Origin of the sequence: Porticoccus hydrocarbonoclasticus MCTG13d, from assembly GCF_000744735.1 — a bacterium.
Lineage (GTDB): Bacteria > Pseudomonadota > Gammaproteobacteria > Pseudomonadales > Porticoccaceae > Porticoccus > Porticoccus hydrocarbonoclasticus.
Genome location: NZ_JQMM01000001.1, coordinates 350048 through 363364, shown reverse-complemented (window position 1 = coordinate 363364; position 13317 = coordinate 350048). Strand labels below are relative to the sequence as shown.

Below are 13317 nucleotides of genomic sequence, written 5' to 3'. Positions count from 1 at the left end.
GCTGCATGTCCGACTAAATTTAAGGTGCTGAGTATAGTGTTAAAGGCAGTTCTGATCCAGAATCCGCTAGTGTGCAAAATCTGTTGTTGAATGGAGACGCTTTATGATCGACGGGATCTTGAAACTAGACCTGCAGGTTCTCGCATGAATGTGGGTGTGCCCAGCTATCTGTTCGCATTTTTTGCCTATTTGGTACTGACAATTCTGATCAGCATTTCATGGCGTGGACGGCCGCAGGGGGTTCTGATCATTCTCGCCGCCGTCTGTTCGACTGTCTGGGCTGGAGCCATTGCAGCAGGGGAGTTCGGTGCCCGGGTTTCTTTCGAGATGATACAGCTGGCCGAGTTGTCGAGAAACCTGTCCTGGTGCCTGTTCCTGCTGGATGTTCTCTGTAAAAAAGATGGTGAAAGTCCCCGCGGAGCCATGATATTTCGAATTGCACTGGGTTGTTCGGCAGTGCTTGTGCTGTTGGGTGTGCTCTTTACTATGCCACTTGCTTCCAAATATCTGCCCGTATCAGAAACACTGTTTCGTGAAATTGTGTTAGTGCTATGGGTGGTGCTTTCCCTCACGGGTCTGGTTCTGATTGAGCAGATTTTTCGCAACTCTGGTGCCACCCAGCGATGGTCAACAAAATTCTTGTGCCTTGGTATCGGCAGTTTTTTTGTCTACGACTTTTTTATGTACTCAGATGCACTTCTTTTCAAGCGCATCAGCCTTGATTTATGGGAAGCCCGCGGCCTCGTGAACGGGATGGCCGCACCGCTTATCGTCATTGCCATTGCCCGAAACCCGAAATTTGAACTGAATATCCACGTGTCTAGGCATGTGGTTTTCCACACTGCAACGATCATGGGGGCGGGTGTTTATCTGCTGCTGATGGCCACTGCCGGTTACTTCATCCGTTATTATGGCGGGACCTGGGGTAGTGTGCTGCAAATCGTATTTTTCTTTGGTGCGGCAGTCCTGCTGGTCACCCTGATGTTTTCCGACAAGATTCGTGCTCAGGTAAGGGTCTTGTTGAGCAAGCATTTTTTTTCCTACAAGCACGATTATCGGGAAGAATGGCTTAAATTTACCCAGACGCTTTCAGGTAATGAAGACAGTGTGCCGGAGAGGGTGATTCAATCCATTGCGAAGCTGACGGAAAGCCCAGGTGGCATCTTGTGGGAAAAAAATGATGCTGGACATTTTAGTGTGCTGGCTCGCTGGCATATGCCTGAACCTGATTGTGCGGATGCGAAATCGTTAGATTCTTTGACGTTATTTATGACGCGGACTCACTGGGTTATCGATATCGATGAATATAATGAAGATCCCGAAAAATATGCGGGTTTGGTCCTGCCGGAGTGGTTGCTGAAGATTCGGAATATCTGGCTGTTGGTGCCCCTGATACTTCGGGATGAGTGCCTGGGGTTTGTGCTGGTCAGGCGCTCGGATTTGTATCACGCGATTAACTGGGAAGATCGGGATCTTTTGAAAATGGCAGGCCAGCACGCGGCCAGCCATTTGGCGCAATATCGGGCAGATCAGGCCCTGATTCGTTCGCGACAGTTTGAAGCGTTTAATCGGCTGTCTGCCTATATTGTTCATGATCTGAAAAACATCCTAGCCCAGCAATCGCTGATTATCACCAATGCAGAAAAGCATAAACACAAGCCCGAGTTCATTGACGATGTTCTTGCAACTGTCAAAAATTCCGTTAATAGAATGACCCGGCTTATGGAGCAGATGAGAAGCGGTGTTCGGGGCGATTTGGCCGAGGATATCGAGCTTGGCAGTTTGCTGACGAAGCTGGTCAGGGCCGCCTCTGCCAGGGAGCCTAAACCTGTACTTGAATCGGTGGCCGGTGATGCGGTGGTGCGTGCGGACCGTGAGCAGCTATCGACTGTATTTGGCCATATCATCCAGAATGCCCAGGACGCCACCCCGGCAACAGCAAGAGTTGCTGTCAGCGTAGAGAGGCAGGGGCAGACTGTTCATGTCATTATTGAGGATGCGGGTACGGGAATGGATAGGGCTTTTATCCGCGACCGTCTTTTCAGTCCATTTGATTCCACTAAAGGTTTGACCGGCATGGGCGTGGGTGCATTTGAAAGTCGAGAGTATATCCGTTCTATCGGCGGGGATATTCTGGTTGCCAGTGAGCCTGGCGTGGGTTCTCAATTTACTATTATCTTGCCGTGTAGTCCGATTGATGGTGGCGAAGCAAGTACCGAAAATGAAGGAAATCAGTCGTGAAAGAAGCCAACAGACCGCTGCTCGTGGTTGAAGACGATACCGGCCTGCAAAGTCAGCTGCGCTGGTGTTTTGATGACTATGATGTGGTCATCACCGGTGATCGTGAGGCCGCGATAGCTCAGTTGCGCCGTCATCAGCCATGGGTAGTATTGCTTGATCTGGGGCTGCCGCCGGATCCCGGTGGCGTCACAGAGGGCCTTGCCACGCTGAGTGAGATCCTGGTGATTTCACCGCAAACAAAAGTGATCGTGGTGACGGGTGACAATGATAGATCCAATGCGGTCAAGGCAATTGGTCTTGGAGCCTACGATTTTTATCAAAAGCCGGTTGACCCGGATATCCTTACATTGATTGTCGACCGGGCTTACCGTGTTTATGAGCTGGAGTCTGAAAACCGTCGACTTCAGGAGCAGGGTGTGGAGTCCCCTTTGCGAGGGGTTGTTACTGCCAGCCCGGAAATGCTGAAAGTCTGTCGCACAGTTGAGAAAGTAGCGCCCTCCGATATCACAACCTTGCTGCTGGGCGCCAGCGGAACTGGCAAAGAGGTTATTGCCCGGGCATTGCACGAGCTGAGTGCCAGGGCAGACCAGAAAATGGTCGCAATCAACTGCGCTGCGATACCAGACAATCTGTTGGAGAGTGAGCTGTTCGGCCATGAGAAAGGTGCCTTCACGGGTGCGGTTAAACAGACGCAGGGAAAAATAGAGTATGCCGATGGGGGTACCCTGTTTCTCGATGAAATTGGCGACTTGCCATTGGAGTTACAGTCCAAATTATTGCGTTTTCTTCAGGAAAGAGTCATTGAACGAGTAGGGGGCAGGACGGAAATCCCCATTGATGTGAGGATTATATGTGCCACGCATCAGGATCTGACCAAGTACATAGAGGAGGGGAAGTTCCGCGAGGATCTTTATTACAGGGTGAGTGAGATCACCATCCAGATACCCTTGTTGAAGGATCGTGAAGGGGATGCCCTGCTGCTGGCAAAGGCATTTTTGGCACGTTTCAGCAAGGAATCAGGCAAATCGCTACGCGGGTTTGACAAACAGGCAGCTCAGGCGATCGAGTCTTACGATTGGCCTGGCAATGTCCGTGAGCTGGAGAGTCGAATCAAACGGGCCATTATCATGGCAGAGGGGACCCACATCACCCTGGAGGACCTCGAGCTGTCGCCAGCGGGCGATGAGGCCGCACCCTTTAACCTGAGAGAAATCAGGGAGAAAGCTGAAAAGGGTGCTATTCAGAGGGCGTTGTTGAATGCCGGGGATAATGTCTCGGAAGCAGCCAAAATGTTGGGGGTGACCAGACCAACGCTCTATAACTTTCTCGAAAAGTACAATATTCGTTCCTAGGTGGCAGGGCGTTACAAGGTGCGATAATAGGGGGTGATTACCGGCCCTTGCCAAAAAGAACAACCTCAACGGTTCTGATAAGAATGTTAAGGTCGAGCAGGAAGCTGCGGTGCTTGACGTAGTAGAGGTCGTACTTCAGCTTTTCCATGGCGTCTTCGTCTGTTGCTCCATAAGGATATTTAAGCTGCGCCCATCCGGTTAAACCGGGTTTAACATTGTGCCTTTCGTTGTAGTAGGGGATGCTGCGAATCAGCCCCTGAACAAACTCGGGCCTTTCCGGCCTGGGGCCGACAAAGCCCATTTCTCCGCACAGCACATTGTAGATTTGTGGTAATTCGTCGATTCGGCATTTTCGAATAAAGTTTCCTATGCGGGTTATTCTGGTGTCGTTGACTTTGGCCCAGACGGCTCCGTTGCTTTCGGCATCAGTGCGCATACTTCGGAATTTGATAATTTTGAAGACCTTGCCGTCGAGTCCTACCCTCTCCTGGCGATAAAAAATGGGTGCCTTGATGCCATCTTCAATTTTAATCACCAGGGCAGTGATGAGCATAATTGGCCAGGTGAGGAGTAATAGTAGAATGGCGATTGATGCATTGAAGAGCCAGTCTACCGAATTTCTCAGGTAGTGGATTGAGGCGAAACCATTGGAATAAATGATCCAGCTGGGATAGATGAGGTTGACCGCAATTTGTCCCGTTTCCCGTTCGATGAAATCCAGAATATCAATAACATTAACGCCACGAATCTTGCAGGCAAACAGCTCATCAACAGGCAGGTTGGCTCTTCTCTCGTCACTGGCAACAACAATTTCGTCAATGTTGTGTTCGATAACAAATGACAGAAGTGCACCTTTTTCAAGGTTGATGCGTCGCTCCTGTTTAATGCCATCGGGCAAGTCACCCTCCATCACCACAAACCCCTCGAGGGTAAAGCCGTGGCGGTCAACAGCACGTCTCATCCGTCTCTCAACGATCGATGCTCGTTCTCCAGATCCAAGTATCAGTACGTTGATCTTGTTAAAGCCAAGCAAATCGAAACGGTTGAGTGTATGCCTGATAAGACTGGTAAGAATCAGCCCTATGCCCGCTGCCGTGAGTACAACCTCGGCAGTGAAAGGCTTCGTGTTGATAAGCATAAAGAGAATCGCAAACTCGGCAGAGCCGAGTGCGACGGCAAGCACGAGCCTGCGAAATACATTGCGATAATTTTCTCGCATTCTGGGATTGTATAGCCCTAGGGAAAGGGATGTGAGCAAAATGAAAAGAGCAAAAACAAGAGAGTAGGCGGCAACTATATTTGTTTCGAGGTTGCTTTGTTGGGACCAGCCAAAGAAATTATTGGCAAGGATGGCAAAAAATACCGAACCGAAATATACGGAAAGCTCGACGATTACGAGCACCTTATAACCTGAGGACAAGTCGCGAAAATTCGTCTTTTTCATTGCCTGTAATAAACCCCTTCCATAAGGTAGGTTTGGCTTCTGATTGGAGAAGCCAGTTGCTTTTGATGGATACCCGTTGGGCCGGTCTATCAGTATCTGCAGCCGGAATCATCACAGGCTGTGCCCGCCAATAGCAGGAAATCCTATGCCGGAAATTTGCAGTATATGGCTGACGGTGGTTGGTAAGCCCTTACACTACAAATAGTTAGCCTTAATTGTTTGTTGCGGAGCAGAACCCAGCCTTATCGGGGAATGGTACCAGTTAATTAGGACTAGGGCCGAGTATATTTTGCAGGTCAAGCCACGCAACCGGCCGTTCGTCTAAATGATTCGTCCATAAAGCGGAGCTTCTGTTTAAATCCCGTCACGGGCTGGGGTGGCGTGGCCTGAAGCCCGCTGCTAGTCATCGGTTTTATGTGCATGCTACACTCAGCCGGGATTTATATTTGAAGCACTCAAGGGAGGAGCTGAATCGTGTCTGGTCTTATTTCTTACGTATCAAGAACTTCATCTGTGATTGGTCTCAGTCTGGCTCTAGTGGCTCTTTCCGGTTGCTCGTCATCAACCCACACCGAGGTGCCCGATGACCTGCGTACAATGCCGGCCGACTATACCTATGTAATCGGTCCCGGGGATAGTATGGAAGTCTTCGTCTGGGGTAACGAAGAGCTGACAATCAACGGTGTCAAAGTACGTCCTGATGGGAAAATCAGCACCCGGTTGGTTGAAAACATCGAGGCAAGCGGGAAAACGCCCTCGGAGCTTGCCCGGGATATTGAGGAAGCCTACTCAGAATATGTCAAGAGTGCTGTTGTCAGTGTTATCGTCGACGACTTTGTGGGCGTCCCCTCTCAGCAGGTCAGAGTGGTTGGTGAAGCTGCAGAGCCGACAAGTATTCCCTTCAGAAAACATATGACGCTGCTTGATTTGATGGTGGAAGTCGGTGGCCTGACGGAGTTTGCCGCTGGCAACAAGGCTGTGTTGATCAGAAGCTTTGGTGGTGATCAAAGCACGTATAAGCTTCGCCTGGATGATCTGCTCAATGATGGGGATATTTCGACAAATCTTGCCCTCTTTCCCGGAGATATAGTGATTATCCCTGAGGCTTGGTTCTAAGTCGTTGCCACGACGTAACCCGGAAACTTAAGGAAGATCAGCTATGCAAGAAATGTTGGCGATGCTATTCAGCTATCTGTCGGGCCTTTGGCGTTTCAGATGGGCGGCATTGGTTATTGCCTGGCTGGTTGGTGTCGTTGGGTGGTTTTCGGTATCTCAGGTGCCCGATCAGTACATGGCCACAGCCAGGATTCATGTCGACACCAATACCATCCTGCGGCCTTTGTTGAGGGGATTGGTAATACAGCCGGATATTGATCAGCGCGTAGAGCTGATGAGTAGAACATTGCTTAGTCGACCAAATCTCGAAAAGCTACTCAGAATGACTGATATGGACCTGCGCGCCCAGACAGAAAGAGAGAAGGAAAAGCTTTTCAGCAATATCCGGAGAGCGGTATCGCTATCTGGCGATCGGCGCAATTCATCCCTCTATTCTGTGTCTTTCTATCATGAGGACCGTGATCTTGCCCGGAAAGTTGTACAGGCACTAATCACTGTATTTATTGAAAGCGCAGTCAATGAAAAGCGTGGCGACTCGAATTCAGCACAAACCTTCCTTGATAAGCAAATAGCCGAGTATGAAAAACGTCTGGTTGAGGCCGAATCTGCGCTGGCTGACTTCAAGCAAAGGCACGCGGGTAATCTGCCAGGTGAAGGTGGCGGCTATTATCAGCGTCTGGTGGCGAGCCAGCAGCAATTGAGTGAGGCGCGTTTGCAGCGTAGTGAGATGCAAAACCGGCGCGATGAGTTAAAACGTCAATTGGCTGGAGAACAGCCGGTCTTTCTGGCTAGCGGCGCCAGTGAGCAGAGCTCATCCATTGATGGTCGCATTAGTTCACTGAAAGCCCGACTGGATGAGTTGCTATCCAAATATACTGATCGACATCCCGAAGTTGTGCAGATCAACAACCTTCTCGAAAGCCTTGAGCAGGAGCGAGAGTCGGAGCTTGCGAAATTGGCAACCGGGGAAGCATCCGATTTGTCGGGCATGAACACCAGCCCTGTTTATCAGCAAATGCGTTCGATGCTGGCGGAGGCGGAAGCCAAAGTTGCCGAGTTGAATGTTCGTGTGGCCGAGTATCAACGCCGTGTTGATAAGCTCAACAGTATGGTGGACAAAATACCCTTGGTTGAGGCCGAGCTGGTTCAGCTGACCCGCGACTATGAAGTTCTCTCCCAGCAGCACACCGGACTTCTGGAGCGCAGGGAATCCGCCCGCATATCCGAGGATGTCGAGCAGCAGGCAAATGACCTGGTGTTTAAAGTGATCGATCCACCGTTTGTTCCCTTGAGGCCCAACAAGCCCAATAAAATACTACTTAATACCGGTGTTCTGGTGGCTTCCCTGGGCGTAGGTGCGGGGTTGGCATTACTTCTGTCATTGCTGAGACCGGTCATCTCTGACCGGCGCAGGTTAACCATGGTTACCGGGTTGCCCGTACTGGGCTGCGTGATGCACATTCCCACGCCTGCGCAGCAGCGAATGGCAAAGATGAACAAAATACTGTTTGTTGTATTGCTGCTGTTGCTGGTCGCTGTCTATGCCGGTGTCACTTTCCTTGAAGAGTTGGCATTGACATGAGATCGGTGAGATTTCTTCCATGCAGCGCTCACTTGGAGAGCGATGTGAATTGTTTGGTTATCATCCGGAAACCCTATGAGCACAATTGAAAAAGCAGTTGAAAAGCTGGGGAAGAAGAGTCAGAACCACGACTCGGCAGCTCCCTCATCAAGCTCACCTGATGTGGGGGGCAACCTCACCTCAGAGCCGGACAGCCAGGTTTTTTTTGACAAAACGGTTGAGTCGTCGGCAGACGCTGCGCCCTCAGCAAGCCAATCTGAAAATAAAAGTATTGTTCTGCCCATCAAAGAGTTGGAAGCGAGGGGTTTCGTCTCTCCCTATAAGCCTAGGAGTTATATCGCAGAGGAATACCGGGCGATCAAACGACCGTTATTGCAAAACATCGATACCAATATGGCTAAGGGCGCGGACCATGCCAACCTGATTATGGTGACGAGCTCCTTTGAGGGAGAAGGAAAAACGTTTTCAGCCATTAATCTGATGCTGAGTATCTCCATAGAAAAGGATAAAACAGTTTTATTCGTGGATGCAGACATGGCAAAGGCCTCTGCGGGAAACTTATTGGGTATTCCTGATGATACGCCAGGGCTTATTGATGTTCTGGAAGATGAAAATATCGGCATCGAAGATGTACTGCTAAACACCGACCTTCCCAATGTGCGCATTATTCCAGTGGGGATTGCCCACGAACGATCTACAGAGCTGCTTGCCAGTGAGCGGATGAAGCAATTGATGGCAGAGTTGTCAGCGCGTTATCCGGATCGGGTTATTATTTTCGATTCCCCACCGTTCCTTCAGACGAGTGAGGCAGCAGTGCTGGCCGACTGCATGGGGCAAATCGTGTTTGTGGTCGAAGCGGAAAAGGTTTCACCGGATGTTGTGAAACAGGTGGTTAGCCGGATCAGTGACGATAAAATTATCGGGATGCTGCTCAACAAAGCCGTAAGATACCCTTGGGACAATTATACCCATGGCTATGGTTATGGGTATGGGCATAGTTATGGGGCAGGTCGAACAAGGATGGGTGGCGGCCAGAATGAATAACAGCACGCGGGTTTCCCTTTGTAAAATCAGCCATGTGGCATCTATTGCCATGGTTGTGATGTTGGCCGTGCCATATTCGCTGAATGCCGGCGAATGGAAAAGCAAGGGGAGCATTACTTTTGGTGAAATTTACACGGACAATGTAGAACTGGACGATGACAACAAGGAGAGCAAGTTTATCAGTGTGGTACGACCTACCATCGAACTTGAAGGTAAAGGCAGACGCGCTGAAATGTCACTGGTTGGTGCTTTTGAGTTTAACAATGTAGGTGGTGGCGCCGACTCCTTTAATCCCAGGGTGCGTGGTGACGGCGCTGTTGAGTTGCTTGAAGATTTCTTTTTTGTTGAAGGCGATATCTATTCCAATCAGACGCTTATCGACCCTTTCGCCGCATCTGGCAGCACTCAGCTCAACAGATCCGACAACGTTACAACCACTTATGATTACAGCATAAGTCCCTATCTTGTTCATCGCTTTGCACGGTTTGCCGACCTTCAGGTGCGCTACACCTATGATGATCAGATCAATAAGGGCGATGAGCTTTCCGACAGTGTACGAAAAATGTCAGTGGTGACACTCAATAGCGGTCCGGATTTTGGTGTCCTGAGCTGGACCCTGCGTGCCGATCACCAGAAAACAGAATTTGATGGCGATGGCTTCATGAATCAGGATGGGGATAATGAGCGCTCTACAGCCAGTGTCAGGCTGGGTTATGCCCTCGATCGAAAGTGGCAGTTGAATGGTACTTTGGGTCAGGAGTGGAATAACTTTCAGACTTTCGATGACGACAATACCGATGGTGATTTCTGGGATGTAGGTCTGGTATGGACCCCAAACAGACGAACAACTTTTGACTTCGGCTACGGAAAACATTTTTTTGGTACCACACCCCGCTTCAAGTTTAGCCACACCACCCGTCGGACATCTCTTGCCGTCAACTACAGTCGTAGCATCACCGATACCCGATCAGAGAGACGTGCTGCCAGCCTGTTCCCGGGAGAAGACCCCTTTGGAGACCTGATTGATCCAATTACCGGAGAGCCGCTATTTCTGACAGATAACCTCACTTTCCGGGATCAGGGAATTTTTGTTAATGAGTTGTTTGATGCTTCGCTAACACTGAAAGGCAAGCGCAGTGATCTGACCTTCTTTGTTCGGGAGTCAAAGCAGCTCCGAGAGGACATCGACAGTGACGCAAAATTTACTTCCACGGGTATTCGGTTTAATCGAAAACTGTCTTCAAAAATCAGTGTTACCTCAAGATTGAGTCTGGATGAAAGAGAAAACCGGGCCACTTCAGAGTCGGAAATTACCAGGTTTTATCTGAGCCTTGATCGTCAGCTGGGTCCCAAGACCTCTGTAACGCTTGGCTACAGTTTTTCTGACAGGGACGCAGACGGTTTTGGGCGTGACTATAAAGAAAACCGGTTAAACCTGGGCCTGACAATAGATTTTTAGGATATTTCATATGGTCAGGAAGCCACAGCCTCCACAGATCCTCTGTGTCGTAGGTGCAAGACCAAATTTCATGAAAATAGCACCGATTATGCGAGGGTTAAATCACCCTCAAACGGGCCTTTCTGGCAAGCTGGTTCATACCGGGCAACACTACGATGCCGCCATGAAGACAACCTTCTTCGAGCAGTTGCATATCCCCCAGCCCGATATTGATCTCGAGGTGGGGTCGGGCACCCATGCCACACAAACGGCAGACATCATGAAACGTTTTGAGCCGGTCCTTGATGAGCAGCGGCCCCATGCAGTACTGGTGGTGGGCGATGTGAATTCCACCATTGCCTGTGCGCTGGTCGCCGTGAAAAAGGGTATTCCGGTGATTCATGTGGAAGCAGGGCTGCGCAGTGGGGATCGCACCATGCCCGAGGAGATCAACCGGGTATTGACGGACCAGATTTCGGAATTGCTGTTTACCACGGAAAAATCGGCCGCTGACAACCTGCTGCGGGAGGGTGTTGACTCGGATCGCATTCATTTTGCCGGAAATGTGATGATCGACACGCTGCGTTATAACCTGGCACAGGCGATACCGGCGATGACGACCACTTCCGGGCTGAAAAAAAATGGCTCAAGGCTGGATCTCTCCAATGGTTATGGCCTGCTGACACTGCACCGTCCGGCCAATGTTGATCACCCCGAAGTGTTGCAGAACCTGCTCAGTGCGTTGGTTGACATCAGTCGGGATATCCCGCTGATCTTTCCCGTCCACCCTCGGACCCGACAACGCATCATTGATGCCGGGCTGGAGCCAATGATTGCCTCCTCTGCGCTATACATGACAGGCCCGTTAGGCTATCTCGAGATGCTGGGCATGATGAAAGACGCCCGCCTGGTGCTCACCGATTCCGGGGGAATTCAGGAAGAAACGACAGCGCTGGGTATTCCCTGTGTCACCCTTCGTGAAAATACCGAGAGGCCCATTACAGTGGAGCAGGGGACCAATACCATTGTCGGTAACGATCCGCGGGCAATCCATGCCTGTGTCGCAGATATTCTCAGTACCGGTGGAAAATCGGGTTGTATCCCCGAGCTTTGGGATGGCCAGGCGGCAGAGAGAATCGTGGAAACAATTGCTCTCTGGTCTAACGGGAGCCTGTAGTGAATCACACAACCTCTATTCGCAATGCCATGTCGGTCGATGTGGAGGACTATTATCATGTCTCCGCCTTCGAGAGTTGTATCAATAAAAAACAATGGAATGAGATGCCCTGTCGCATAGAGGCCAATATGGAGCGAATCCTGGCCCTATTTGAGCAAAAAAGCATCAAGGCAACCTTCTTCACTCTGGGTTGTGTGGCCGAACGTTACCCCGCTATGGTCAGGGAGATTGTCGATCAGGGGCACGAGCTTGCAAGCCACGGCTGGGAACATGTTCGGGTTACCCACCAAAACCAGCAAACCTTTACTCAGGACATTACTCGAACACGCCAGTTGCTTGAAGATATCTCGGGCCAGCCCGTGGTCGGCTACCGTGCCGCGAGCTATTCCATCTGTGAGGAAAACCTCTGGGCGCTGGATTGTCTCGCCGATGCAGGCTACCAGTATAGTTCCAGTATCGTACCCATCAGACATGACCATTACGGCATACCGGGCGCCCCCCGGTTTGCTTTTCCGGCGGCCAATAACAGGTTGTTGGAGATTCCTGTTACCACTATTCCTGTCGCAGGGCGCAACATCAACTGTGGTGGCGGCGGCTGGTTTCGTTTATTTCCCTACAGTTTCACCCGGTGGGCGATCAATCGTGTTAACTGGAAAGAGCATCAACCCTGTATTTTCTACTTCCATCCCTGGGAAATTGACCCTGAGCAGCCACGTGTGCCCAACGCCAGCAATAAAGCCAGATTCCGACACTATTTGAATCTGCATAAAGTCCATCATCGACTGGAGCAACTTGCCGATGACTTCCTGTGGGGGCGAGTTGATGAGGTGTTCCTGAAAGACTTCGAACAAAAACAAACCGGCAATGATCAGTGGGGGTTGCATGGCGCTTGCGATTCATCAGCTGTCTGACGAAGATTTGTCCCAATGGGACGAGTATGTTTTAAAAACGCCTGCGGCAACGTTTTTTCACAGGGCCGGCTGGAAAACGGTTCTACAGCGAGCCTTCGGCCACCAGCCCTATTTTCTCTATGCCGAACGTGAGGGAGAAATAGTCGGCATAGTGCCGCTGGCACACAATAAGAGCCTGCTGTTTGGCAACAACCTAGTATCCACGCCATTTTGCGTCTACGGGGGTATCGTTGCCGACACCGATGAAATTGCTGCAGCTCTGAGAACCGCCGCCTGTGATCTCGCGCAGACACTTGATGTGGATGCGCTGGAATTGCGGAACCAGCACCGTTCAACCGAAAACTGGCCGACAAAGAGTCTTTATGCGACCTTTCGCCGCTCTATTGATCGGGATCCCGAGGTGAACATGCAGGCGATTCCCAGCAAGCAGCGGACCATGATTCGCAAGGGAATCAAGAATGGTCTGGTGAGTGAGCCGGGACAGGATTGGGAACGAATTTATCGAATCTACGCAGAAAGCGTCAGAAATCTCGGCACGCCGGTTTTCTCCAAAAACTACTTTTCACTTCTTCGCAAAGTGTTTGGCGATGACGTCGATACCCTGATGATTACCCATGAAGGACGTGACGTCGCGGGTGTGGTGAGTTTTTACTTCAGAGATGAAGTGTTGCCCTACTATGGGGGTAGTATTGCCGAAGCGAGGCAAATCAAGGGCGTAAACGATTTTATGTATTGGGAATTGATGCGTCGTTCAGCTGAGCAGGGTATACAGGTGTTTGATTTTGGTCGCAGCAAAGAGGGCACGGGTCCCTACCGTTTCAAGCAGCACTGGGGATTTACCCCCGAGCAGCTGTATTATGAATATCACTTGGTCAGGGCGGACAGTGTTCCGGATATAAATCCCCTCAACCCAAAGTATCAGTACTTCATCAGGGCATGGAAAAAACTGCCATTGCCTCTGGCAAATACCGTTGGGCCACTACTGGCAAAAAACCTGGGTTAGGAATTTGTC

At 50.5% G+C, this 13317-nt stretch carries 10 protein-coding genes; 9 read left to right on the top strand and 1 reads right to left on the bottom strand.

Translation table 11 applies throughout. From position 1 onward, the window contains the following. Nucleotides 1–144 precede the first annotated feature (144 nt). A complete protein-coding gene (gene prsK, locus U740_RS01725; RefSeq protein WP_051921122.1) occupies nucleotides 145–2241 on the top strand; it encodes an XrtA/PEP-CTERM system histidine kinase PrsK in 2097 nt (698 codons plus the stop codon). Then, entirely contained in the window at nucleotides 2238–3593 is a 1356-nt protein-coding gene (gene prsR / locus U740_RS01720) for a PEP-CTERM-box response regulator transcription factor (protein WP_036858617.1), read from the top strand. The genes prsK and prsR overlap by 4 nt, the downstream gene beginning before the upstream one ends. A gap of 37 nt (nucleotides 3594–3630) precedes the next feature. Here prsR and U740_RS01715 read toward each other — a convergent pair whose 3' ends face one another. Then, nucleotides 3631–5037: a TIGR03013 family XrtA/PEP-CTERM system glycosyltransferase gene (locus tag U740_RS01715; protein WP_036858615.1), complete on the bottom strand. Its 1407-nt coding sequence runs from the start codon at nucleotides 5035–5037 to the stop codon at nucleotides 3631–3633. Nucleotides 5038–5511: 474 nt separating this feature from the next. Between U740_RS01715 and U740_RS01710 the strand changes: the two genes are divergently transcribed. The 7 genes from U740_RS01710 (at nucleotide 5512) to U740_RS01680 (ending at nucleotide 13308) form a co-directional block, all read left to right on the top strand. Next, the gene (locus U740_RS01710) at nucleotides 5512–6153 is read left to right on the top strand and encodes an XrtA/PEP-CTERM system exopolysaccharide export protein (RefSeq protein ID WP_235189798.1); all 642 of its coding nucleotides are present in this window, start codon (nucleotides 5512–5514) and stop codon (nucleotides 6151–6153) included. 43 nt (nucleotides 6154–6196) lie between these two features. Further along, the gene (locus tag U740_RS01705) at nucleotides 6197–7735 is read left to right on the top strand and encodes an XrtA system polysaccharide chain length determinant (RefSeq protein ID WP_036858614.1); all 1539 of its coding nucleotides are present in this window, start codon (nucleotides 6197–6199) and stop codon (nucleotides 7733–7735) included. A gap of 75 nt (nucleotides 7736–7810) precedes the next feature. Next, nucleotides 7811–8779, top strand: coding sequence for an XrtA-associated tyrosine autokinase (locus U740_RS01700; protein ID WP_036858613.1), 969 nt, complete (start codon nucleotides 7811–7813; stop codon nucleotides 8777–8779). After that, complete coding sequence (locus U740_RS01695) at nucleotides 8772–10238, top strand: TIGR03016 family PEP-CTERM system-associated outer membrane protein (protein WP_036858612.1); 1467 nt, start codon at nucleotides 8772–8774, stop codon at nucleotides 10236–10238. The genes U740_RS01700 and U740_RS01695 overlap by 8 nt, the downstream gene beginning before the upstream one ends. A 10-nt stretch (nucleotides 10239–10248) precedes the next feature. Next, nucleotides 10249–11394, top strand: a complete 1146-nt coding sequence (gene wecB / locus U740_RS01690; RefSeq protein ID WP_036858611.1) for a non-hydrolyzing UDP-N-acetylglucosamine 2-epimerase — start codon at nucleotides 10249–10251, stop codon at nucleotides 11392–11394. Then, nucleotides 11394–12305 carry an XrtA system polysaccharide deacetylase gene (locus U740_RS01685; protein ID WP_235189797.1) on the top strand — a complete coding sequence of 304 codons (912 nt, stop codon included), beginning with the start codon at nucleotides 11394–11396 and terminating at the stop codon, nucleotides 12303–12305. The genes wecB and U740_RS01685 overlap by 1 nt, the downstream gene beginning before the upstream one ends. Then, nucleotides 12277–13308: a FemAB family XrtA/PEP-CTERM system-associated protein gene (locus tag U740_RS01680; RefSeq protein ID WP_200877023.1), complete on the top strand. Its 1032-nt coding sequence runs from the start codon at nucleotides 12277–12279 to the stop codon at nucleotides 13306–13308. The genes U740_RS01685 and U740_RS01680 overlap by 29 nt, the downstream gene beginning before the upstream one ends. The last annotated feature ends 9 nt before the right edge of the window (nucleotides 13309–13317 follow it).